The sequence below is a fragment of the Geodermatophilus sp. SYSU D00698 genome, assembly GCF_054050335.1.
Genome location: NZ_JBJGZD010000003.1, coordinates 82,453 through 104,642 on the forward strand (window position 1 = coordinate 82,453; position 22,190 = coordinate 104,642).

General features: G+C 75.5%; 23 protein-coding genes. 4 read left to right on the forward strand and 19 right to left on the reverse strand.

What is annotated here, in order from left to right; translation table 11 throughout:
• Positions 1–151 precede the first annotated feature (151 nt).
• Genes ACI8AB_RS03630 through hisC form a run of 3 tightly spaced genes read right to left on the reverse strand, consistent with a single transcriptional unit; the run spans position 152 to position 2,889 of the window.
• On the reverse strand, positions 152–721 hold the full coding sequence (locus ACI8AB_RS03630; protein WP_456948998.1) for a 2'-5' RNA ligase family protein: 570 nt from the start codon (positions 719–721) through the stop codon (positions 152–154).
• On the reverse strand, positions 718–1,737 hold the full coding sequence (trpS, locus tag ACI8AB_RS03635; protein WP_456948999.1) for a tryptophan--tRNA ligase: 1,020 nt from the start codon (positions 1,735–1,737) through the stop codon (positions 718–720). The genes ACI8AB_RS03630 and trpS overlap by 4 nt, the downstream gene beginning before the upstream one ends.
• A 15-nt stretch (positions 1,738–1,752) precedes the next feature.
• A complete protein-coding gene (gene hisC, locus ACI8AB_RS03640) occupies positions 1,753–2,889 on the reverse strand; it encodes a histidinol-phosphate transaminase (protein WP_456949000.1) in 1,137 nt (378 codons plus the stop codon).
• A 42-nt stretch (positions 2,890–2,931) separates the two neighbouring features.
• Here hisC and galE point away from each other — a divergent pair, with 42 nt between their 5' ends.
• Positions 2,932–3,888, forward strand: coding sequence for a UDP-glucose 4-epimerase GalE (gene galE, locus ACI8AB_RS03645; RefSeq protein WP_456949001.1), 957 nt, complete (start codon positions 2,932–2,934; stop codon positions 3,886–3,888).
• 6 nt (positions 3,889–3,894) lie between these two features.
• Here galE and ACI8AB_RS03650 read toward each other — a convergent pair whose 3' ends face one another.
• Positions 3,895–5,214: a hemolysin family protein gene (locus ACI8AB_RS03650; RefSeq protein WP_456949002.1), complete on the reverse strand. Its 1,320-nt coding sequence runs from the start codon at positions 5,212–5,214 to the stop codon at positions 3,895–3,897.
• Positions 5,215–5,422: 208 nt separating this feature from the next.
• Positions 5,423–6,145, reverse strand: coding sequence for a hypothetical protein (locus tag ACI8AB_RS03655; protein WP_456949003.1), 723 nt, complete (start codon positions 6,143–6,145; stop codon positions 5,423–5,425).
• Here ACI8AB_RS03655 and ACI8AB_RS03660 point away from each other — a divergent pair.
• Complete coding sequence (locus tag ACI8AB_RS03660) at positions 6,129–6,485, forward strand: CAP domain-containing protein (protein WP_456949004.1); 357 nt, start codon at positions 6,129–6,131, stop codon at positions 6,483–6,485. The two genes, ACI8AB_RS03655 and ACI8AB_RS03660, sit on opposite strands and share 17 nt — an antisense overlap.
• A gap of 75 nt (positions 6,486–6,560) precedes the next feature.
• On the opposite strand, the gene ACI8AB_RS03665 is transcribed toward ACI8AB_RS03660, so the two are convergent.
• The 5 genes from ACI8AB_RS03665 to ACI8AB_RS03685 form a co-directional block, all read right to left on the reverse strand.
• Positions 6,561–7,367, reverse strand: a complete 807-nt coding sequence (locus tag ACI8AB_RS03665) for a hypothetical protein (protein ID WP_456949005.1) — start codon at positions 7,365–7,367, stop codon at positions 6,561–6,563.
• A 256-nt stretch (positions 7,368–7,623) separates the two neighbouring features.
• Positions 7,624–8,838, reverse strand: coding sequence for an NADP-dependent isocitrate dehydrogenase (locus tag ACI8AB_RS03670; protein WP_387987596.1), 1,215 nt, complete (start codon positions 8,836–8,838; stop codon positions 7,624–7,626).
• Positions 8,839–8,907: 69 nt separating this feature from the next.
• The gene (gene mdh, locus ACI8AB_RS03675; protein ID WP_456930211.1) at positions 8,908–9,861 is read right to left on the reverse strand and encodes a malate dehydrogenase; all 954 of its coding nucleotides are present in this window, start codon (positions 9,859–9,861) and stop codon (positions 8,908–8,910) included.
• Between the two features lie 51 nt (positions 9,862–9,912).
• A complete protein-coding gene (locus tag ACI8AB_RS03680) occupies positions 9,913–10,212 on the reverse strand; it encodes a DUF3017 domain-containing protein (RefSeq protein WP_387987600.1) in 300 nt (99 codons plus the stop codon).
• The gene (locus ACI8AB_RS03685; protein ID WP_456949006.1) at positions 10,212–11,081 is read right to left on the reverse strand and encodes a bifunctional methylenetetrahydrofolate dehydrogenase/methenyltetrahydrofolate cyclohydrolase; all 870 of its coding nucleotides are present in this window, start codon (positions 11,079–11,081) and stop codon (positions 10,212–10,214) included. The genes ACI8AB_RS03680 and ACI8AB_RS03685 overlap by 1 nt, the downstream gene beginning before the upstream one ends.
• Before the next feature lie 94 nt (positions 11,082–11,175).
• Here ACI8AB_RS03685 and ACI8AB_RS03690 point away from each other — a divergent pair, with 94 nt between their 5' ends.
• Positions 11,176–11,784, forward strand: a complete 609-nt coding sequence (locus ACI8AB_RS03690) for a hypothetical protein (RefSeq protein WP_456949007.1) — start codon at positions 11,176–11,178, stop codon at positions 11,782–11,784.
• Between the two features lie 134 nt (positions 11,785–11,918).
• Here the strand turns inward: ACI8AB_RS03690 and ACI8AB_RS03695 are convergent, their stop codons facing one another.
• The 9 genes from ACI8AB_RS03695 to ACI8AB_RS03735 all read right to left on the reverse strand — a co-directional run bounded on the left by ACI8AB_RS03695 (position 11,919) and on the right by ACI8AB_RS03735 (position 20,973).
• Positions 11,919–12,563 (reverse strand): pentapeptide repeat-containing protein, encoded by a 645-nt coding sequence (locus ACI8AB_RS03695; protein WP_456949008.1) that lies wholly within the window; start codon positions 12,561–12,563, stop codon positions 11,919–11,921.
• A complete protein-coding gene (gene purH / locus ACI8AB_RS03700) occupies positions 12,560–14,128 on the reverse strand; it encodes a bifunctional phosphoribosylaminoimidazolecarboxamide formyltransferase/IMP cyclohydrolase (protein ID WP_456949009.1) in 1,569 nt (522 codons plus the stop codon). Before purH ends, ACI8AB_RS03695 begins: the two co-directional genes overlap by 4 nt.
• A complete protein-coding gene (purN, locus tag ACI8AB_RS03705; protein WP_387987612.1) occupies positions 14,125–14,733 on the reverse strand; it encodes a phosphoribosylglycinamide formyltransferase in 609 nt (202 codons plus the stop codon). The genes purH and purN overlap by 4 nt, the downstream gene beginning before the upstream one ends.
• Before the next feature lie 31 nt (positions 14,734–14,764).
• Entirely contained in the window at positions 14,765–15,961 is a 1,197-nt protein-coding gene (locus ACI8AB_RS03710) for a cell division protein PerM (protein WP_456949010.1), read from the reverse strand.
• 136 nt (positions 15,962–16,097) lie between these two features.
• Complete coding sequence (locus ACI8AB_RS03715) at positions 16,098–17,108, reverse strand: hypothetical protein (protein ID WP_456949011.1); 1,011 nt, start codon at positions 17,106–17,108, stop codon at positions 16,098–16,100.
• A gap of 189 nt (positions 17,109–17,297) precedes the next feature.
• Positions 17,298–18,176: a succinate--CoA ligase subunit alpha gene (sucD, locus tag ACI8AB_RS03720; RefSeq protein WP_456901370.1), complete on the reverse strand. Its 879-nt coding sequence runs from the start codon at positions 18,174–18,176 to the stop codon at positions 17,298–17,300.
• Positions 18,177–18,267: 91 nt separating this feature from the next.
• Complete coding sequence (sucC, locus tag ACI8AB_RS03725) at positions 18,268–19,428, reverse strand: ADP-forming succinate--CoA ligase subunit beta (protein ID WP_456901371.1); 1,161 nt, start codon at positions 19,426–19,428, stop codon at positions 18,268–18,270.
• Between the two features lie 64 nt (positions 19,429–19,492).
• Positions 19,493–19,876, reverse strand: coding sequence for a methylmalonyl-CoA mutase (locus ACI8AB_RS03730; RefSeq protein WP_456949012.1), 384 nt, complete (start codon positions 19,874–19,876; stop codon positions 19,493–19,495).
• Positions 19,873–20,973 (reverse strand): hypothetical protein, encoded by a 1,101-nt coding sequence (locus tag ACI8AB_RS03735; RefSeq protein ID WP_456949013.1) that lies wholly within the window; start codon positions 20,971–20,973, stop codon positions 19,873–19,875. Before ACI8AB_RS03735 ends, ACI8AB_RS03730 begins: the two co-directional genes overlap by 4 nt.
• A 187-nt stretch (positions 20,974–21,160) precedes the next feature.
• Between ACI8AB_RS03735 and ACI8AB_RS03740 the strand changes: the two genes are divergently transcribed.
• The gene (locus ACI8AB_RS03740) at positions 21,161–22,051 is read left to right on the forward strand and encodes a lipase family alpha/beta hydrolase (protein ID WP_456949014.1); all 891 of its coding nucleotides are present in this window, start codon (positions 21,161–21,163) and stop codon (positions 22,049–22,051) included.
• Positions 22,052–22,190 lie beyond the last annotated feature (139 nt).

Sequence of the window (22,190 nt, forward strand, 5' to 3'; positions counted from 1 at the left end):
GCTGGGCGTCGACGACGGCGGTGATCCGGGAGCCGAGGCCGGCGATGCGGGACCAGGGCGCGCGGACGACGTCGGCGGCGCGCGGCCGTCCGTCCCGGGGTCCACCCACCGGTCCGAGTCTGGTCCCTGGCCGGGGGTGACGCGCGGGGGCCTAGTGCGGCGGGCCGGTGAGCGGGTACTCGCGGGCGACCGCCCAGGTGCCCTCCGGGGTCTGCTCGAACTCGGTGAACGAGGTGACGCGGAACTCCGCGGAGAGGTCGCCGAGGCCGGTGTAGGCCAGCTCGAGCATGTCGCCCGGCACGTCGTGGGCCACGGTCACGTGCGGGTGGTACGGGTAGGTCAGCGAGCGGGCCAGCGGGCCGGACCGGACGTCGGTGGCCAGCAGCTCGCAGTTGCCGATGCCGCGCGCGACGGCGACGAACACGACGTCCGAGACCGGCGTGAACGTGCCGGTGCCCGACAGGTGCATGTCGAAGGGCGGGTGCGCCGCGGCGACGCGCCTCAGGTGCTCGGTGATGGCCGCCCGCTCGACGCAGGGCACCTCGGTGGGCGGCAGCAGCGTGACGTGCGGTGGCACGAAGCCCGCCTGCGGGTCGCCCACCTTGGCGCGCCAGTCGGTCAGCAGCTGAGCCCACGGCTCGGGGATCGGCACCAGGACCCCGACGACGGCGGTCTCCGGCGGCGCCACACGGCTGCGCGGGACAAAGGTGTCGTCGTTCACGACTCCGCCACCGGTGCCAGGAAGCCGACCCGCTCGTAGACCGCGCGGACGGTCCCCGCGGCCACCTCGCGCGCCCGGGCGGCACCGGCGGCCAGCAGCCGTTCGAGCTCGGCGCGGTCGTCGAGCAGCTCGTTGGTGCGCTCGCGGACCGGCGTCACGAACTCGGCGACGACCTCGGTGAGCTCCTTCTTCAGGTCGCCGTAGCCGCGCCCGGCGAAGTGCTCCTCGAGCTCCGCGACCGGCGTGCCCGACAGCGCGCTGTGGATGGCCAGCAGGTTGGTGACCCCGGGCTTGTCGACCGGGTCGGCCACGATCTCCCGGCCGGTGTCGGTGACCGCCGAGCGGATCTTCTTCGCCGTCACCTTCGGGTCGTCGAGGAGGAACACGCAGCCGGCCGGCGGCAGGCTCTTGCTCATCTTCTTGTCCGGCGACTGCAGGTCCATGATCCGCGCGCCGCCGGCCGGGACGAGGGTCTCCGGCAGGGTGAAGGTCTCGCCGAAGCGGCTGTTGAAGCGGGTGGCGAGGTCCCGGGTCAGCTCCAGGTGCTGGCGCTGGTCCTCACCCACCGGCACCTGGTCGGCCTGGTAGACGAGGATGTCGGCGGCCTGGAGCACCGGGTAGGTGAACAGCCCGACCGACGCCGAGGCGGTGCCCTCGCGCTGGCTCTTGTCCTTGAACTGCGTCATCCGGCCGGCCTCGCCGAAGCCGGTGAGGCACTCGAGCACCCACGACAGCTGCAGGTGCTGGGGCACGTGGCTCTGCACGAACAGCGTGCTGCGCTGCGGGTCGACGCCGAGGGCCAGCAGCTGGGCGGCCGAGACCAGGGTGTTCCGGCGCAGCTCCGCGGGGTCCTGCGGCAGCGTGATCGCGTGCAGGTCGACGACGCAGTAGAAGGCCTCGGTCGTCTCCTGCAGCGCGACCCACTGGCGGAGCGCACCGAGGTGGTTGCCGAGGTGGAAGGAGCCCGCCGTCGGCTGGATGCCGGACAGGACACGGGGAAGAGGCACGACGGCCATCAAACCAGCCGGGCGCTAGGCGACCGGCGCGCCGGGGCGCACCGTGTCGGGGGTCGTGACGGCGAGCACGTCGTCGAGCGCGGCGAGGAACAGGTCGTCCTCCTCGGGCGTGCCGACGGTCACCCGGATCCCCTCGCCGGCGAACGGCCGGGTGATGACGCCGCGGGCCTCCAGCGCCGCGGCGGTCGCGGCGGACGGCTCCCCCAGCGGCAGCCACACGAAGTTGGCCTGACTGTCGGGCACCGCCAGGCCGCGCCCGCACAGGGCCGCGGTGAGCCGGTCGCGTTCGGCGACGACGGCGGCCACGCGGCGGCGGACCTCGTCCTGGCTGCCGAGCGCGGCGACGGCGGCGGCCTGGGCGAGCATCGAGACGCTGAACGGCACGTGCGTGCGGCGGACGGCGTCGGCGACGGCGGGGTCCTCCGCGACCAGGTAGCCGACCCGCAGGCCGGCCAGGCCCCAGGCCTTGGAGAACGTGCGCAGCACCGCGACGTTCGGGCGCCCGCGCATCAGCTCCAGGCCGTCGGGCACGTCGGGGTCGGTGACGAACTCGCGGTAGGCCTCGTCGAGCACGACCAGCACCGTGCCGGGCACCCGGTCGAGGAACCGCTCGAGCTCCGCCCGCCGGACCGCGGTGCCGGTCGGGTTGTTGGGGTTGCACACGAACAGCAGCCGGGTGTCGTCGTCCACCGCGGCGGCCAGCGCGTCGAGGTCGTGGGTGTCGGGGGCGCCGCCGGGGGCCGAGGGCACCAGCGGCACCTGGACGCCGCGCGCGCCGGCGACCTGCGCCAGCAGCGGGTACATCTCGAACGAGCGCCAGGCGAAGGCGATCGCCGTCCCGGGGTCGTTGAAGGCCTGGGCGAGCTGCTGGCAGAGCATGACCGCACCGCAGCCGGGGACCACCTGCGCCGGGTCGACGCCGTAGTGCTCCGCCAGCGCGGCGGTGAGGACGGCGGCCCCGTTGTCGGGGTACCGGTGGGTCTCCCCCGCCGTCTCCGCCAGCGCCCGCACCACCGCCGGCAGCGGCGGGAAGGGCACCTCGTTGCTGGCCAGCTTCACGGCGCGGTCGACGCCGAGCTCGCGCGCCAGGTCGGCCGGGTTGCGGCCGGGCTTGTAGGCCGGCAGCGCCTGCACCGCCGGACGTGCGCTCACCACGGACAGGTCCTCCCGGGCGACGGCTCCTAGGGTGGCCCCATGCGCGTTCTCGTCGCCGGTGGGGCCGGCTACATCGGCAGCGTAGTCACCGCCGCCCTCCTCGAGGGCGGCCACGAGGTCACCGTGCTCGACGACCTGTCGACCGGGCACGCCGACGCCGTGCCCGAGGGCGCCCGGTTCGTGCAGGCCACGCTGCAGGACTCGGCGCCGGTGCTGGCCGAGGTGCGGCCGGAGGCGGTGCTGCACTTCGCGGCGAAGAGCCTGGTCGGCGAGTCCCAGGTCAGGCCGGAGATCTACTGGGAGCACAACGTCGGCGGGTCGCTGGCGCTGCTCGAGGCGATGCGGGCGGTCGACTGCCGGCGGATCGTCTTCTCCTCCACCGCCGCCACCTACGGCGAGCCCGAGCAGGTGCCGATCCGCGAGGACGCGCAGACGCGGCCGACCAACACCTACGGCGCCACGAAGCTCGCCGTCGACGCGATGCTGACCTCGTACGCGACCGCCCACGACTTCGCCGCGGTGAGCCTGCGGTACTTCAACGTGGCCGGCGCCGCGTACGGCCTGGGCGAGCGGCACACCACCGAGACCCACCTCATCCCGATCGCGCTGCAGGTGGCGGCCGGGAAGCGCGAGGCGATGACGATCTACGGCGAGGACTACCCGACGCCGGACGGCACCTGCATCCGCGACTACATCCACGTCTCCGACCTCGCCGACGCGCACCTGCTCGCGCTGACCGCCCCGGAGCCGGGCGAGCACCGGATCTACAACCTGGGCAACGGCACCGGCTTCTCCGTGCAGCAGGTGGTGGACGCCGTCCGCGAGGTCACCGGGCACCCGGTGCCGGTGGAGGTGGGCGACCGGCGGGCCGGCGACCCGGCGCAGCTGGTGGCCTCCAGCGACCGCATCCGGGCGGACCTGGGCTGGACGCCGCGGCACCCCGACCTGGCCGGCATCGTGCGCGACGCGTGGGAGGTCGCGCAGAAGCGGGGCTGACCGGCCTCAGCCGGCCGAGGTGTCCTCCCCGGCCGGCTCGACGTCGGGCGCCCGGGTGACCGACAGGCGGGCGATCCGCCGTCCGTCGAGCTCGAGGACGGTGAGCGTGCGGCCCTCGACCTCGACGGCGTCGCCGACGTCCGGCAGCCGGCCGAGCTCGGCGAGGACGTAGCCGGCGACCGTCTCGTACGGGCCCTCGGGCAGCCGCAGGCCGGTGACCTGCGCGAAGTCGTCCAGGTTGAGCAGCCCGTCGACGTCGTGCGGACCGCCGGGCTCCTCGCCGTCCTCGGGGGCGACCTCCTCGTCGTACTCGTCGTAGATCTCCCCGATGACCTCCTCGATGAGGTCCTCGAGCGTGACGATCCCGTCGGTGCCGCCGTACTCGTCGACCACGATCGCCAGGTGCTGGTTCTCCCGGCGCATCTCCGACAGCGCCGTCAGCACGCCCGCGGTGCCGGGCAGCCGCTTCACCTCGCGGGCGAGGTCGCCCACGGTCGCCGCGCGCCCGGCCGGGTGCGTGGGGAACAGCAGGTCGCGCACGTGCACGAACCCGACGACGTCGTCCTGGTCACGGCCGGCGACCGGGTAGCGCGACCAGCCGGACTCCGCGACCTGCCGCGCGGCGCGGCTGACCGTCGTCGAGGCGTCGAGGAACTCGACCTCGGTGCGCGGGGTCATGACCTCGCGCACCTCGCGGTCGCCGGCGCGGAAGACCTCGTCGATGAGCCGCCGCTCGTCGCTGGACAGCGACTCGTGCGCGGCGACGAGGTCGCGCAGCTCCTCCTGGCTGATCGCCTCGCCGCTGGCCTTCGGGTCCCCGCCGAGCAGCCGGACCAGCACGTTCGTCGACGCCGACAGCAGCCAGATGACCGGGCGGGACAGCCGGGCGATGGCGTTCAGCGGCCGGGCGACGAGCAGCGAGAAGCCCTCGGCGCGCTGCAGCGCGAGCCGCTTGGGGGTCAGCTCCCCCACGACCAGGGACACGTAGCTGATCGCGACGGTGACCAGCACCAGGGCCAGCGGGTCGGCGACGCCCTCGCGGAGGCCGCGGCGCACCAGCCAGTCGCTGAACGGCTCGGCCAGGGTGCTGGCACCGAAGGCGGCGGACAGGAAGCCGGCGAGGGTGACGCCGACCTGGACCGCGGCGAGGAAGCGGTTGGGGTCGCCGAGCAGCCGGGCCAGCGCGCGGCCGCGGCGGCCCCGCTCCGACAGCACCCGGACCTGGGCCTCGCGCAGGGACACGAGCGCGATCTCCGCACCGGCGAACACGCCGCCGATCAGCACGAAGACGACGACCATGACGATGTCGAGCCAGACGTCGCTCACCGGCGGCGCGCTCCTCGTGTCTCGGGGTGGTGTCCGTCCATGCTGCCCGGACGGGGACCCGAAACCCACCGCGCGCCCGGGAGACGTCCCCCACGGCCCCCGGCGCGACCTCTGTGTGACCTCGGTCACGTCACTCTCCCGGGTGACCTCCGACTACGGCTACTCTCCACGAAGTCACAGAAAGCGACTTGTCGACTTCGTGAGGTAATCACTCCGTGCGCCACCGGTCTTCCCCGCCGTCCGCCCGCCACGCCGCCCGGGTGGCACCCCACCGCCCGCCGCGGCGCCGGGGCCGCGCCCGCCGCCTGCTGCCGGTCCTGCTGGTCGTCCTCGTCGTGGGCGGCATCGCGCTGCTCGTGCCGCTCATGGCCGCCGGCCGGGGCGGGCTGTCGACGGCGGAGTCCGCGGCGACCTCCGCGGCGGACGCGGTGGAGGACGGCGCGGAGGACGGCGCCGAGCGCACCGGCGTGGTCACGATGGGCGTGGACGGCACCCCGACCACCGCTCCGGGGACGGCACCCGGCGCACCGGGCTCGTCGGCGGCGGACACCCCCGCGCCGGGCTCCTCCGCGACGGACACCCCCGCGCCGGGGACCTCCTCGTCGGCGGGCCGCTCCACCGCGTCAGGCGGGTCGTCGTCGGCGCCCTCGTCGTCCGCGTCCTCGTCGTCCGCGTCCTCGTCGTCCGCGTCCTCGTCGTCCGCGTCCTCGTCGTCGGCGTCCCCCGTGCTGCCCGGGTCCCCGGCCCCGGCGCCGGGCGGGCCCTCCTCGTCGGCCGGGTCCTCGTCGTCGGCCGGGTCCTCCTCCGCGTCGGCGGCGGGGTCGGGGACGCAGACGCCGCCCTCGTCGTCGGAGCCCGCACCGGCGCCGGTGGCCCGGACCGCCGCCCCGGCCGACCCCTCCGCGGAGGCCGCGGTGCTGACCCTGGTCAACCAGGAGCGCACCGCCGCCGGGTGTGCGCCGGTGGTCGCGGACGCGGCGCTGGCCGCCGTCGCCCGGGCGCACAGCGCGGACATGCGCGACCGCGGCTACTTCTCGCACGACACCCCCGAGGGGCTCGACCCGTTCGACCGGGCCCGGGCCGCGGGCGTCGGCAACGCGCGGGCGGAGAACATCGCCCAGGGCCAGCCCGACCCGGCCGCGGTGATGGCGGCGTGGATGAACAGCCCCGGCCACCGGGCGAACATCCTGAACTGCTCGCTGACCGAGCTCGGCGTGGGCGTGGCCGAGGGCTCCGGCGGCCCCTGGTGGACCCAGCTCTTCGGCGCCTGAGCCCTCGGCGCCAGGTGATCACGCCGGGTCAGGAGGGCTGTCAGCGTTCCGCTGGCACTGCTGGGTCCGGGGTGATCACCGGTCGAGGGCGCGCGCCAGGTCGCGGAGCAGGTCGTCGGGCCCCCGGAGGTCGCCCTTCGTCACGAAGTGGACGCGCCAGCCGGCGGACGTCAGCCCGTTGAGACGGCGCCGGTCCCGCGGCAGCTGGTCGGGCGCCCCGTGCCAGGCGCCGTCGTACTCGAGCGCGAGCCGGTGCTCAGGCCAGGCGAAGTCGACGCGGGTGACGAAGCGCCCTCCGCACCGGACCTCGTACTGCGCCACGGGGAGGGGCAGGCCGGACCGGTGCAGGAGGAGTCGCAGTCGCGTCTCCTGGGGCGACTCGGCGAGCCCGTCGGCGAGTGCCACCGCCCGGCGGGCGTACGCGCTGCCACGGCACCGGGGCAGCGCCGCGACCGCGGACCGCACGGCAGCGAGGTCCGCGACGCGGGCGCGGACCAGTCCGTCGAGCAGGACGACAGCCTCGTCCGTCCCGTCCCGCCGGACGAGGTCCACCGCCGTCCGCACCCGCGCGGTCCAGCGCAGCCAGGATCCGTCGTGGACGACGTCCCCGCGCAGCGGGGCGCTCCGCACCGCGACTCCGGGTCCCGGGCTCCAGCGTCGCCCTGGCGGCACGACGACCTCCACCGGGTCCCCGGCTCCCGCGAGGTCAGCGGCGCCCCAGAGCACCGCCGCGGTCCGCCCACCCAGCGCGGCGGACCGCGGCATCACCAGGCTGCCCCCGCGGGCCATCAGCCGGTGGTCGACGGGCAGCCCGGCATCGGCGTAGACGTCCTGGCGCAACCGGCGCCAGGCCCCGCTCCGCAGCTCGTCCTTCGTCAGCACACCCGCCGCCACCGCCCACGTACCCCGGAACACCCGTCCGTGGAGCAGGGGTGGGCGGCGGGGCGCGACGGGCACCGGTGGAGCCTGCCCGGCGCCGGTCGTTCGGCGTGCCCGCTGTCCACAGCCTCGACCACCTCGGGTCGGGAGGGCGCTCGACGCCCGCGAGTGCCCGCTGGACCCGAGGTGGTCACGCGGCCCCGAACGCGAGCGGCCCCCTCACCGCAGGGTGGGGGGGCCGCCGGCGTCAGCGGCTACGTCAGGCCATGGCCTTCTGCAGGTTGCTGTCGATGGCCGCCAGGAAGTCCTGGGTGGTCAGCCACGGCTGCTCCTTGCTGATCAGCAGCGCCAGGTCCTTGGTCATCTGACCGCCCTCGACGGTGTCGATGCAGACCTTCTCGAGGGTCTCGGCGAACCGGGTGACCTCGGGGGTGCCGTCCAGCTTGCCGCGGTGGGCCAGGCCCCGCGTCCACGCGAAGATCGACGCGATCGGGTTGGTCGAGGTCTCCTTGCCCTGCTGGTGCTGGCGGTAGTGCCGGGTCACCGTGCCGTGGGCGGCCTCGGCCTCGACGGTGCGGCCGTCGGGCGTCATGAGCACCGAGGTCATCAGGCCCAGCGAGCCGAAGCCCTGCGCGACGGTGTCGGACTGGACGTCGCCGTCGTAGTTCTTGCACGCCCAGACGTAGCCGCCCTCCCACTTGAGGGACGCGGCGACCATGTCGTCGATGAGCCGGTGCTCGTAGGTGATGCCGGCCTGCTCGAACTGGTCCTTGAACTCGGTCTCGAAGACCTCGGCGAAGATGTCCTTGAACCGGCCGTCGTAGGCCTTGAGGATCGTGTTCTTCGTCGACAGGTACACCGGGTAACCGCGCTGCAGGCCGTAGTTCATCGAGGCCCGGGCGAAGTCGCGGATGGACTCGTCGAGGTTGTACATCGCCAGCGCGACGCCGGCCCCGGGCGCCTGGAAGACCTCGTGCTCGATCGGCGCGGAGCCGTCCTTCGGCGTGAAGGTCACCGTCAGGGTGCCCTCGCCGGGGAAGCGGAAGTCGGTGGCGCGGTACTGGTCACCGAAGGCGTGACGGCCGACGATGATCGGCTTGGTCCAGCCCGGCACCAGCCGCGGCACGTTCTGCATGATGATCGGCTCGCGGAAGATGACGCCGCCGAGGATGTTGCGGATCGTCCCGTTCGGGGAGCGCCACATCTTCTTGAGGCCGAACTCCTCGACCCGCGCCTCGTCCGGGGTGATCGTGGCGCACTTGACGCCCACGCCGTGCTTCTTGATCGCGTTGGCGGAGTCGACGGTGACCTGGTCGTCGGTGGCGTCGCGGTGCTCGATGCCCAGGTCGTAGTACTCCAGGTTGACGTCGAGGTACGGCAGGATCAGCTGGTCCTTGATGAACTGCCAGATGATCCGGGTCATCTCGTCGCCGTCGAGTTCGACGACGGTGCCCTCGACCTTGATCTTGCTCACGTCAGACATTCCCTCTCTGCAGCCCCGGCCCGTCGGGCCGGGAGTCGGTCAGGTCGCGGTGCAGTCGCTCTACAGCTCCGCGACGTCGGCCTGCTTGGCGCGCACGGCCTCGGCCGCCTCGCGCAGCCCGGCCAGCTCGCTCTCGGTGAGGTCCCCCTCGACCACCCGGCGCACACCCGCGCGCCCGATCTCGGCCTCGACGCCGAGGTAGACACCGGAGATGCCGTACTCGCCGTCGACCCAGGCGCACACGGGCATGACGGCGCCGGAGTCCTCCATGACGGCGCGGGCCATGCGGGCCGCGGCCGCCGACGGCGCGTAGTACGCCGACCCGGTCTTGAGCAGCGCGACCACCTCGGCGCCGCCGTTGCGGGTGCGCTGCACGAGGTGCTCGACGCGGTCGGGGGCCAGGACGTCGGCCAGCGGCTTGCCGTCGACGGTGCAGCGCGAGGGCACGGGCACCATCGTGTCGCCGTGCGAGCCGAGGGTCAGGGTGCGCACCGAGGACACCGGGACGCCGAGCTCCTCGGCGACGTTGTTGGTGAACCGTGCGGTGTCGAGCATCCCGGCCTGGCCCATCACCCGCTCCTTCGGGAAGCCGGTGGCCAGCTGCGCCAGGGCGGTCATCTCGTCCAGGGGGTTGGACACCACGATGACGACGGCGTCCGGCGAGGTCCGCGCGACGTTCTCGGACACGTCCCGGACGATCTTGGCGTTGGTCTCGATGAGGTCCATGCGGCTCATGCCGGGCTTGCGCGGCAGTCCGGCGGTGATCACGACGACGTCGGACCCCTCGGTGCCCTCGTACGAGCCGCCGCCGACGCCGACGACCCTCGTCTCGAAGCCCTCGATCGGCCGGGACTGGTTGATGTCGAGGGCCAGGCCCTCGGGCTTGCCCTCGACGATGTCGGTGAGGACGACGGTCTCGAAGACGTCGTACTCCGCGAGCCGGAGGGCGGTGGTGGAGCCGTAGAAGCCGGCACCGACGACGGTGACCTTGCCGTTCCTGGGCTGCTCTGCCATGGGCGTCAACCTAGACCCGGGACCCCGGTCGCCGCGCCCGCGGGCCGACGCTCAACTGCCCGGGACCGCGAGGGCCAGCGCCGACAGCGCGACCCCCGTCCCGGCCATCAGGACGACGTCGACCGGCCGGCTGCGGACGGCGAGGAAACCGACCCGGCGGACGGGCAGCACCAGCCGCAGCACGCCCGCGCCGACGAGCGCCAGCCCGACCACCAGCAGGCCGCGCCGCCAGTGCTCCAGCGCCACCATCCCGAGCCCCACCGCGACCACGACCAGCACCGCGAACAGCGGCAGCTGGCGCAGCAGCCCGGCCAGGAACGGCCGGCGCAGGTACAGCGGCGGGCGCGTCATCAGGCGCTGAGCACCTCGTCCGCGGCGGCGCGCTCGGCGGCCAGCACCACGTTCTGCAGGAGCATCGCCCGGGTCATCGGCCCGACCCCGCCGGGGTTGGGCGCCACGTGCCCGGCCACCTCGGCGACGTCCTTCGCGACGTCACCGGCGATCTTCCCGTCGACCCGGCTGACGCCGACGTCGAGGACCGCGGCGCCGGGCTTGACGACGTCGGCCGTGACCAGCCCCGGCACGCCCGCGGCGGCGACCACGACGTCGGCGGCGCGCAGGTGGGCGGCCAGGTCCCGGGTGCCGGTGTGGCAGAGGGTCACCGTGGCGTTCTCGGTGCGCCGGGTGAGCAGCAGCCCGAGCGGGCGGCCGACGGTGATGCCGCGCCCGACGACGACCACCTCCGCGCCGGCCACCGGGACGTCGTACCGGCGCAGCAGCTCGACGATGCCGACCGGCGTGCACGGCAGCGGCCCGTCGACGCCGAGCACCAGCCGGCCGAGGTTGACCGGGTGCAGGCCGTCGGCGTCCTTGGCCGGGTCCATCGCCTCGAGGACGGCGTACTCGTCGACCTGGCGGGGCAGCGGCAGCTGGACGATGTAGCCGGTGCACGCGGGGTCGGCGTTGAGCTCCTCGACGACGGCGAGGACGTCGGCGAGCGTGGCGGTGGCCGGCAGCTCGCGCTGGATGCTGGCGATGCCGACCTGCGCGCAGTCGGAGTGCTTGGCGTTGACGTACCAGCGGCTGCCAGGGTCGTCGCCGACCAGCAGCGTGCCCAGGCCGGGCCGGTGCCCGGCTGCCGTCAGGGCCGCGACCCGCGCGGTGAGCTCCTGCCGGATGGTGGCTGCGGTCGCCTTGCCGTCGAGGATCGTCGCGGGCACCCCGACAGTGTGCCGGAGGCGCCTCCCCGCCGACCGCCGCGGCCCTACGCTTCGAGGTGAGCCCCCGCACGGCCGGATCCCTCGAGGAGAGCTGATGACCGAGCGCGACCCGTCCACCCGGCAGCTCGGGGCCGACTGGCGGGAGCAGACCACGCCCGGGCCGGCGCCCGTGGCCGGCGCGTCCGCGGGGGGCCCCGGCGCGTACGGCCAGGCGGGCCCGAACCCCTACACGACGCCCAGCTACTCCGACCGGCCGGTGCCGGTGCGCGGGCCGGACTCGCTCGGCGGGCTGCTGCTCATCCTCGCCGGCATCGCCGCCGCGGTGAGCCTGCCGCTGCGCTGGCTGGCGCGGGCCGGCGACACCGGTTGGGGTCTCGTCGGCCGCGGCTTCGACGAGGCGGACGCCGGCTTCGGCGCCCTGGTGGACTCCGGCTTCTGGCAGCCGCTCGCCGTCGTCCTGGGCGGGGGCGTGCTGTTCCTGCTCGGCGTCCTGCTGTGGCTGCCCGCCCGGACGCACCGCCTCCTCGGCGTCCTCGCGCTGTTCGTGAGCGCGCTGGCGATCGCCGCGGTGCTCGTGCCGTTCGCCGTGGAGGACTGGGACCCGGCGGCGTTCGGCGTCGGCTTCTGGTCCGCCTGCGCCGTCGGCGTCCTCGGCCTGCTCGGCGCGCTCAAGGCCATGCTCACCGGCCCCCGCTACCGCTGACGGTCCGCGACACTGCCGTCCCACCGGACGGCACCGCGGCCAGGAGCCGTCCCCGGCCCGTGTCGGGCCGCTCCCGGCGCTCGGTCGCGGAGCCTCCGGCCCCCGCTCCTCCCGCCGCCCCCGGAGTGCCTGGCTCAGCCCTCGACGAGGGCGCCGTGGGCGCGGGCGACCTGCACCGCCTGCACGAGGTCGATGCGGACGCCGGTGAGCTCCAGGCCCCGCCAGGGCCAGGCCTCGGTGGCCGCGCCACGCAGGTCGGTGCCGCGCAGCTTCGCGCCCTGCAGGCGGGCGCGGTCGAGGTCGGCGCCGGTGAGGTCGCACTCGCGCAGGTCGGCGTCGGTGAGGTCGGCCTCGCGGAACCGCTGACCGGACAGGTCGCTGCCGGACAGGTCGACGCCGCGCAGTGACGTCCAGCTCCAGTCGGAGTCGGTGCTGGTCAGCGGCCGCAGGACGGCGCCGGGGAACTGCGAGCCGGTGAGCTTGCAGCCCTCCCAGACGGCGTCGATCAGCCGCGCCCGGTCGAACCGGCAGGACAGGAACGCGCTGCCGCGGTGCCGCGACCCGCTCATCCGCACGCCGGTGAGGACGCAGGAGTCGAACACGCAGCGGCGGGTGGCCAGCTCGGTGAGGTCGGCGTCGTCGAATCGGCAGCGGGTGAAGGTGACGCCGTCGAGCTCGGCGCCCCACCAGTCGACGCGCGCGAGGTCGGCGTCCTCGAGCTCCTCCCCCGGCTCCGGCGGACGGACGTGGGGCCGGCCCCTCGGTGCGCCCGACCTCAATGCGCGAAGTGGCGGGTGCCGGTCAGGTAGAGCGGGACGCCGGCCGCCCGCGCCGCCGCGACGACCTCCTCGTCCCGCACCGACCCCCCTGGCTGCACCACCGCGCGCACCCCGGCGTCGAGCAGCACCTGCAGGCCGTCGGCGAAGGGGAAGAACGCGTCGGAGGCGGCCACCGACCCCGCGGCCCGCTCCCCCGCCCGCGCGACCGCCAGCCGCGCGGAGTCCACCCGGTTCACCTGCCCCATGCCGACGCCGACGGTCGCCCTGTCGTGGGCGAGCAGGATCGCGTTGCTCTTCACCGCGCGGACCGAGCGCCACGCGAACACGAGGTCGTCGAGGCCGGCGGCGTCCAGCGGCTCCCCGCACGCCAGCGTCCAGGTGGTCGGGTCGTCGCCGGCGGCGTCGATGCGGTCGGCGCTCTGCAGTAGCAGCCCGCCGCCGACCGGCCGCAGCTCGACCGGGGGCCGGCCGGCCTCGGGCAGCCGCAGCAGCCGGATGTTCTTCTTCGCCGTCAGCACCTCGACGGCGTCGGCGGTGAACGACGGCGCGACGACGACCTCGGTGAACACGCCGGCCACCTGCTCGGCCATCGCCAGGTCGACCTCCCGGTTGGCCGCGATGACGCCGCCGAACGCCGAGACCGGGTCGCAGGCGTGCGCCTTGCGGTGGGCGGCGGCGACGTCCGGGCCGACGGCGATCCCGCACGGGTTGGCGTGCTTGACGATCGCCACGCAGGGGTCGTCGTGGTCGTGCGCGGCCCGCCACGCGGCGTCGGTGTCGACGTAGTTGTTGTAGGACATCTGCTTGCCGTGCAGCTGCTCGGCGTGCGCGATCCCCCCTGTCCCGGCGCCCGGCTCGCCGCTGCGGTACAGCGCCGCCCGCTGGTGCGGGTTCTCCCCGTAGCGCAGCACGTCGGCGCGCTCCCAGGACGCGCCAACCCAGGACGGGAAGCCGGACTCGTCGTCGGGGGCGAGCACGTTGCCCATCCACGAGGCGACGGCGATGTCGTAGGTGGCGGTTTGCCGGAAGGCGGCCACGGCCAGCCGCTGCCGCTCGGGGAGGGTGAAGCCGCCGGCGGCCACGGCGGCGAGGACGTCGCCGTACCGGGCCGGGTCGACGACGACGGCGACCGACGGGTGGTTCTTCGCGGCCGCGCGCACCATCGCCGGGCCGCCGATGTCGATCTGCTCGACGCACTCGTCCGGGGTCGCGCCCGAGGCCACGGTCGCGGTGAAGGGGTAGAGGTTCACGACGACGAGGTCGAAGGCGGCGACGCCGAGCTCCTCGAGCTGCGCGACGTGCTCGGGCTTGCGCCGGTCGGCGAGGATGCCGGCGTGCACGGCGGGGTGCAGCGTCTTGACCCGCCCGTCGAGGCACTCGGGGAAGCCGGTGACCTGCTCGACCGGGGTGACCGCGATCCCGGCGTCGGCGATCCGCCGCGCGGTGGCCCCGGTGCTCACCAGCTCCACGCCGGCGTCGGCCAGGCCGCGGGCGAGCTCCTCGATCCCGGTCTTGTCGTAGACGCCCAGCAGGGCTCTGCGGATGGCGGTCCGGCTCTCGGTCATCGCGGGCTCTCCTCCGTCGTCCCGGTGACGAGTCGCGCCACCGTCTCCACCAGGAGCGTCCGCTCCACGGCCTTGATGCGTTCGTGCAGGCGGTCCTCGTCGTCGCCCGGCAGCACCGGCACCTCGCGCCGGGCGAGCACCGGGCCGGTGTCGACGCCGGCGTCGACCAGGTGCACCGTGCTGCCGGTGACGTCCACGCCGGCGGCCAGCGCGTCGCGGACGGCGTGCGCGCCCGGGAACGCCGGCAGCAGCGCGGGGTGGGTGTTGACCAGCCGGCCCTCGTAGCGGGCCAGGACGGCGGGACCGACGATCTTCATGAACCCGGCGGACACCACGAGGTCGGGCTCGTGCGCGGCGATCGCCTCGGTCAGCGCGCGGTCCCAGGCGGCCCGGTCGGGGAAGTCGCGCAGCGCGACGGTGAACGTCGGCAGGCCGCGGCGGCGGGCGTGCGCGAGCCCGGCGGCGTCGCGGTCGGCGCCGACGGCGACCACCTGCGCCGGGTAGCCGGGGTCGTCGGCGGCCTCGAGCAGCGCCGCGCACAGCGAGCCGGTGCCCGAGATCAGCACGACGACCCGCGCCCGCGGGGAGGACTCGGGGCCGGGCACGTCCGCGACCCTATCGACGGCGCCGGGGTCCTCAGCCGAGGGACCGCCAGCGCGCGGTGGCCGCCCCGACCGCCGCGGCGACGCCGGCCTGCAGCGCGAAGGAGAGCGCGGTGGCCACGGGCGGCGCGCCGACGTCGGCGAGCGCGCCGTCGCCCAGCGAGCCGCCGGCCACCGCGGCGAGGACGCCCACGCCCAGCCCCAGGACGGCGCCGGCCGGCACGCCCCACAGGCCGGCGACCACCGAGCCGCCGTCGTCGTCGGTCATGCGGCGGCCCAGCGCCACCCCGGCGACCAGCCCGGCCAGCGCCGGGACCGCCTGCGAGACGAACGCCAGCAGCGGCACCGCCTGGGTGTCGGGCAGCGCGGCCAGCAGCGGGAACGCCGGCACCGGACCGAGGCTGATCCCGTGCACCGAGACGACGGTGCCGGCGCCGACGGCGAACCCGGGCCCGGCCGCCACCCCGAGCGCGGCCGCGGCGGCGTTGGGCAGCAGCAGCGCCCCGAGCGCCAGCGTGCCCACCGCACCGGCCCCGGAGCCGCCGAGGGCGCCCGCGACCGCGGCGTAGCCGGAGGCGTCCGCGGCCAGCGCGACGGCGACGACGGCGAGACCCAGTGCGCCCGCGGCGAGCAGCCCGGCGAGGGCGGCGGGCAGCAGGGGCCGCACCGGCCCGGGCAGGCGGTCCAGGACGCCGTCGAGCAGGTCTCCCTCCCGGAGCACGCCCCAGCCGACGGCGACCGCGGCGAGGACGGCGGCGCCGAGGCCGCAGCGCAGCAGGTCGGTGCGGGCCCCGGGCCCGTCGACGACGAGCCCGAGGAGGACCGCCAGCAGCGCGTGCACCGCGACCGCGGTCGCCACGACCCCGGCGGCGGCGCGGGCGCCGGCGGGCTCGGCGACGCGCAGCACGCCCCGCCCGGCCCGATCGAGCCCCCAGGCGACGGCGAGGGTGAGCAGCAGCGGCGCGAGGACCAGCGGCCCCGACGGCAGGTCGAGCCCGCCGCCGTTGGCCAGCAGCCACAGCCGGCCACCGACGCGGGCCGCGCTCGGGACCGAGAACCCGCCTGCGGGATCGAGCGTCTCGACCACCACGACCGCGAGCCCGAGCCCGAGCAGCCCGAGCAGCGTGACCGCGGCGGTGGCGGCGGCGGTCAGCGCGGCCGGGTACCAGGGCCGCCCGGCACCGGGGCCGCGCTGTCCCGGCACGGGCAGGCGCGCCAGCAGGGAGACCACGTCCCCACTCTCGCAAGCGTCCCCGCCGTCTGTCCGACGCACGCGCCGGGAGGGGCGCCGGAACGGCGACGAGGGCCGGCGGCAGTGCCGCCGGCCCTCGTCGGGACGGGTGCGCCCGTGACGGAGCGCGGTCGGGTCAGGGCTGGCCGTGACCCGAGGCGGAGGAACCGCCGTGCTGGCCGGAGGAGTGCTGGCCGGAGGAGTGCTGACCGGGGTCGGTGACCGGCGACGGGGTGTACGGCTGACCGTGGCCCGGCTGCCCCGGCTGGCCCCACGGCTGCGCCGGCTGGCCGCCGTAGGGGGCGGGTCGGCCGTAGGGGCCCGGGGCGCCGTACTGGCCGGGAGCCGCCGGCGGGCCCGGGGCGCCGCCCTGGCCGGTGCCGAAGTCCGGCGCCTGCTGGTTGGCCCACTGCGCGGCGCCGGCGAAGGCGCCGGGCAGCGCCGGCCTGTTCCGCATCTCCGGCAGCAGCCGCAGGAACGCGAACACCGCCACCGCGACGGTGACCAGGAAGCCGAGCAGCGCGAACACCGAGAAGCCGGCGTCGAAGGTCTGGATCCAGGCGACCAGGGTGAGCAGCACGGCCAGCCCGGCCAGGCCCACGGTGATCCAGCTGCGCGGGAAGCCCAGGTCCAGCTGCACGAACGCCGGCAGCAGCGCCCACACGCCGGCCAGGAGCAGCAGCACGAAGCTGAAGGCCACCAGGCCGCTGACCTCGAAGCCGGAGAAGCTGTAGCTGATCTCCGGGACGTCGAAGCCGGGGACGTCGAAGCCGAAGTCGTCACTGCTGGAGAAGGTCGCCCACGGCAGCAGCGCGAGGACCAGGTAGACCAGCGCGCCGGCGGCGACGACGTAGTCGGCCGTCCTCAGGCGCCCGAGGTCGAAGCCCGCACCGGCCGGGCGCGGGGCCTGGCCGTACAGCGACGGGGCGCCGGGCGGCGGCTGCTGGCCGTACGGCTGCCCGTAGGCCTGCGGGGCGCCGTGGGGCTGCTGGCCGTGGGGCGGCTGCTGGCCGTAGGGGGCCTGCTGGCCGTAGCCCGGCTGGCCGTACCCCGGCTGGCCGTACCCAGGCTGGCCGTACCCCGGCTGGCCGCCCGGTCCCGGCTGCCCGGGCATCCCGGGCTGCTGAGGCGGCTGACTGGACGTCATCGTTCGACTCTCCCTCGTCACATCGGTACGGCGTCGCGGATGCTCTCCCCCGCCGTCGACGGGCTGCAACCTCGCCACGCTCGCCCCTCACCACGAGGGGCGAGATCGTGACCGCCCCGCAACCCGTCCCCGGGAAGCGGAACTGCCCCGGCTCCTGGGGAGGGGCCGGGGCAGTCCACGGGGCGGCGATCAGGCGCCGACGAGCTCCCGCATGAGGCGGGCGGTCTCCGACGGCGTCTTGCCGACCTTGACCCCGGCGGCCTCGAGGGCCTCCTTCTTGGCCTGCGCGGTGCCGGCCGAGCCGGACACGATGGCGCCGGCGTGGCCCATCGTCTTGCCCTCGGGCGCGGTGAACCCGGCGACGTAGCCGACGACCGGCTTGGTCACGTTGGCCTTGATGAAGTCGGCCGCGCGCTCCTCGGCGTCGCCACCGATCTCACCGATCATGACGATGGCCTCGGTCTCCGGGTCGTCCTGGAAGGCCTGCAGGCAGTCGATGTGCGTGGTGCCGATGACCGGGTCGCCGCCGATGCCGACGCAGGTGGAGAAGCCGATGTCCCGGAGCTCGTACATCATCTGGTAGGTCAGCGTGCCGGACTTGCTGACCAGGCCGATCTTGCCCTGCTTGGTGATGTTGGCCGGGATGATGCCGGCGTTGGAGCGCCCGGGGCTGATCAGGCCGGGGCAGTTCGGGCCGATGATCCGGGTGGCGCCGCCCTGGGCGTGGGCCCAGAAGTAGGTCGAGTCGTGCACCGGGATGCCCTCGGTGATGACGACGGCGAGCCCGATCTGGGCGTCGACGGCCTCGATGACCGCGCCCTTGGCGCCGGCCGGCGGCACGAAGATGACGCTGACGTCGGCGCCGGTCTCCTTCATGGCCTCGGACACGCTGCCGAACACCGGCACGCTGGCGCCCTCGAAGTCGACGCGCTCGCCGGCCTTCTTCGGGTTCACGCCACCGACGATCGCGGTGCCGGAGGCGAGCATGCGCTGGGTGTGCTTGCGCCCCTCCGAGCCGGTCATGCCCTGGACGATGACCTTGCTGTTCTCGTTGAGGAAGATCGACATCTCTTCAGGTCCTGTCTGGAGGTGAGGGAACGGCCCCTTTCCAGGGGCCCGCCCCGAGCCTGCGAGGGGTGGGGAGGGAAGGGGTCCTTCCTCAGGCGGCGAGCTCGGCGGCCCGGCGCGCGGCGCCGTCCATCGTGTCCACCAGGGTCACCAGCGGGTGGTTCGCCTCGGCGAGGATGCGCCGGCCCTCCTCGACGTTGTTGCCGTCGAGCCGGACGACCAGCGGCTTGGTCGCCTCGTCGCCGAGGATGCCCAGGGCGCTGACGATGCCGTTGGCGACGGCGTCGCAGGCGGTGATGCCGCCGAAGACGTTGACGAACACGCTCTTCACGGCCGGGTCGGAGAGGATGATCTCCAGGCCGTTGGCCATGACCTCGGCCGAGGCGCCGCCGCCGATGTCGAGGAAGTTGGCCGGCTTGACCCCGCCGAACTCCTCGCCCGCGTAGGCGACGACGTCGAGGGTGCTCATGACCAGGCCGGCGCCGTTGCCGATGATCCCGACCTCGCCGTCGAGCTTGACGTAGTTGAGGTCCTTCTCCTTGGCGCGCGCCTCGAGCGGGTCGGCCGAGGCGGAGTCCGCGAGCTCGGCGTGCTGGGGGTGCCGGAAGGAGGCGTTCTCGTCGAGGGTGACCTTCGCGTCGAGCGCGAGGACGGTGCCGTCGGGCGCCTTGGCCAGCGGGTTGACCTCGACGAGGGTGGCGTCCTCCTGGGCGAAGGTCTCCCACAGCTGGACGGCGATGGCGATCACCTGGTCGCGCACCTCGGGGGCGAACCCGGCGGCGTCGACGATCTCGGCGGCCTTCTGCGCGTCGACGCCGGTCGTGGCGTCGACGGGGATGCGGGCGAGGGCCTCGGGCCGCTCGACGGCGAGCTGCTCGATCTCCATGCCGCCCTCGACGCTGGCCATGGCCAGGAAGGTGCGGTTGGCGCGGTCGAGCAGGTAGGAGAAGTAGTACTCCTCGGCGATGTCGCTGGCCTGCGCCACCATCACGCGGTGGGTGATGTGGCCCTTGATGTCCAGCCCGAGGATGTCCTGGGCGCGGGCCCTCGCCTCGTCGGCGTCGTCGGCCAGCTTGACGCCGCCGGCCTTGCCGCGGCCGCCGGTCTTGACCTGCGCCTTGACGACGACGGTCTGCCCGATCTCGCGGGCGATCGCCTCGGCCTGGTCGGGTGTCTCGGCCACGCCGCCGGGCAGCACGGGCACGCCGTGCGAGGCCAGCAGGTCACGCGCCTGGTACTCGAAGAGATCCACGAACAGGCACCGTAAACCTCGCGCGCCCCGGCCGCCGCACCGGCACCGGGCCCCGTGCCCCGGGTCACAGACCCCCGGACAGCCGCCGCAGCGCGGCCACGACGTCGTCGGGCGTGGTGCCGCCGGGGAAGCGGCGCACGTCGGCCGGCAGGTCGCCTCCGCCGTCGTCGCCGTCCCCGAGGACGAAGGCGGTGACGTCGTCGACGCCGGCGGCGGACAGCCGGGCGAGCACCTCGCCGAGCAGCCCCGGCCGCGCCCCGGCCACGCCGAGGGCGTCGGCGTCCTCCTGCACGACCGTCGCGGCCAGCCGCCCGGCCGAGTCGACCTCGCCGGTCAGCACCACCTCGGCGCCGGAGTCGCGCAGCGCGCGGGCGAGGGCGACCGCGCGCGGGTCGTCCCGGCCCTCGGGCCCGGCGACGACGACGCGCAGCCGCTCGCCCGCCGTCACCGGGCGGTCGTGCGGCGCAGCCGCCAGGCGAGCACGGTGAGCAGCGCGTAGCCCAGCCCGGCGGCGAGCAGCCCGGCGCCGGGGACGGTCCACTCCAGCTCGTCGGAGGCGAGGGCGTCGCGCAGCCCGCCGAGGCCGGCGGCGAGCACGGTCACCGCGACGGCGAGGAAGCCGCCGACGGCGGCCAGCCGCGGCCGCAGCGAGGGCGCCAGCACCGAGGCGAGCAGGACGGCGCCGGCCAGCAGCAGCCCGCCGAGCAGCGCCAGCCCGGGCCGCTCCAGGAGCGCCTGCGGGCCCTGCTGCTCGACCACGACCTCCAGGCCGGTGGACGGGTCGTCGACCAGCCGGTCGGGGACGTCGGCGGCCGGCAGCGCCAGGCACAGCACGGTGAGGACGCCGAGCAGCACCGCCGCGCCGGCCAGCGCGCCGCGGGCGGGGTCGAGCGCCCCCCGGTCCTCCATGACCGTGCGGCTCCACGCCGCCGCGGCGCAGACCGCGGCCAGGACGGTCAGCGCGAGCCCGGCGACCTCGAGCCACCAGCCGGCCCCGGTCTCCACCGAGCTGGTGAGCACCCGCTCCCCGGCCAGCACCTCGACGCCGGGACGGACGGTGGAGGCGCTGCCGCGGTAGACCTCGATGAGCAGGGAGCCCAGCGCCAGCACCCCGCTGACGCCGGCGTGGGCCAGCCCGAAGCGCGGCACCCGGCCGGCGGCGAGGCCGGCCCCCACCGCGACGGCGGTCAGCGGGACGACCAGGCCGACCAGCGCGCCGCCGGGCCCGCCGGCCAGCGACAGCTCCCGGCCGCCGACGACGAGGTAGGTCGGGAACAGCGCGGCGACCCCGGCCAGGCCGGCGAGCACGAGCAGCACCCCCGCGGTGCGGGCGCCGCCGGGGAGGTGCCCGACGACGAGCCCGTCGTCCGGGGCGGGAGGGGCGGCCGGGGTGCGGGCCGGGCGCCGGTCCGCGGCCGGGCGGGCGCCGGTGCGCCGCGCCCCGGCGGCCGCGGCCCCCGTGCGGCGGGCGGCACCCGTGGCCCCGGTCCGCCGGGCGCCGTCCCGGGTCCGGTCGTCGCGGGCAGCACTCTCACGGCCGGCCACGGGTCCCCCTTCGTCGAGATGTGTCGCGTTCCGGTCTCGATCTCGTCGAGATCCCCGCATCGTCCGTGTGACCGTCGCCACACCAGGGCATTACCGTCGTGTGAACCGAGCACCACAGCGGTGCTCCGCCGTCGACGGACCCGGGTCCCGGGACACCGCCGGCGGCCGCCGAACGGGGAGGACGTCCATGCGCGCGACCGGCGACCCCGGGTGCCGTCCAGAGTGGCACACGGGAGAGCCCTCCCCGGGTACGCCACGGGACGCGCTCCGGGCACTGGTCTCCCCCACCACCGTCGCCGGCGGGCTCACCGAACTGGCCTGGGTCGGGGCGCACGCCCTGCTCTACCCGCTCGGCACGCGGACCGAGGCCCTGCTGCTCGACCCGCGCCGCCGCCCGGGGGTCCAGCCGGCCGCCGTCCGCGCGCTGTTCGCCGCCGACCCGCTCGCCGCGCGCGTCCCGGTGCTGCTGGTCCACGGGCTCATCGACAACCGGTCGATCTTCACCGTCATGCGCCGCCGACTGCGGCGGCGCGGGTTCACCCAGGTCTGCACCTGGAACTACAGCCCGCTGCTGGGGGACGTCGCCGAGGGCGCGCGTGACCTGGGGGAGCACGTCGAGCGGATCTGCGCCCGGACCGGCCACGACCGGGTGCACCTGGTGGGACACAGCCTCGGCGGCCTCATCGCCCGGCACTACGTGCAGCGCCAGGGCGGGGGCCGGCGGGTGGAGTCGCTGGTCACCCTCGGCACGCCGCACGGCGGCTCGGTGCTGGCCCACCTGTTGCCGACGCCGATGGTGCGCCAGCTGCGGCCCGGGTCGCCGGTGCTCCGGGAGCTCGCCGAGCCGGCGCCGGACTGGTCGACCCCGATGACCGCCGTCTACAGCAACCTCGACCAGATCGTCGTCCCCACCGTGGCCGGCCGGTGCGACCACCCGGACCTGCGGGCGCGCAACGTCCTCGTGAGGGGCGTGGGGCACATGTCGCTGCCGTTCCACCGCGGCGTCGTCGACGAGGTGGCCGCGACGCTGGCCGGGCTGCGGCCGGCCGCCCCCGCGCCGCTCGCCGACGCCGCCTGAGCGGCACCCCACCCCGGGGAGACATGGCGACACGCAGCGTCGCTTCCCCCGGTCGGCCCTGACGGAACGTTACGGTCCGATCACGGCGCCGGTACCCACCGGCGGGCGTCCTCCCAGGCGCCTCCACCGCCGTCGCTCC

Coding starts and splice junctions, on each gene's coding strand:
- trpS (WP_456948999.1), bottom strand. CDS start 1,737: ATGGCCGTCGTGCCTCTTCCCCGTGTCCTGTCCGGCATCCAGCCGACG.
- galE (WP_456949001.1), top strand. CDS start 2,932: ATGCGCGTTCTCGTCGCCGGTGGGGCCGGCTACATCGGCAGCGTAGTC.
- mdh (WP_456930211.1), bottom strand. CDS start 9,861: ATGGCAGAGCAGCCCAGGAACGGCAAGGTCACCGTCGTCGGTGCCGGC.
- ACI8AB_RS03680 (WP_387987600.1), bottom strand. CDS start 10,212: ATGACGCGCCCGCCGCTGTACCTGCGCCGGCCGTTCCTGGCCGGGCTG.
- ACI8AB_RS03690 (WP_456949007.1), top strand. CDS start 11,176: ATGACCGAGCGCGACCCGTCCACCCGGCAGCTCGGGGCCGACTGGCGG.
- purH (WP_456949009.1), bottom strand. CDS start 14,128: ATGACCGAGAGCCGGACCGCCATCCGCAGAGCCCTGCTGGGCGTCTAC.
- ACI8AB_RS03715 (WP_456949011.1), bottom strand. CDS start 17,108: ATGACGTCCAGTCAGCCGCCTCAGCAGCCCGGGATGCCCGGGCAGCCG.
- sucD (WP_456901370.1), bottom strand. CDS start 18,176: ATGTCGATCTTCCTCAACGAGAACAGCAAGGTCATCGTCCAGGGCATG.
- ACI8AB_RS03740 (WP_456949014.1), top strand. CDS start 21,161: ATGCGCGCGACCGGCGACCCCGGGTGCCGTCCAGAGTGGCACACGGGA.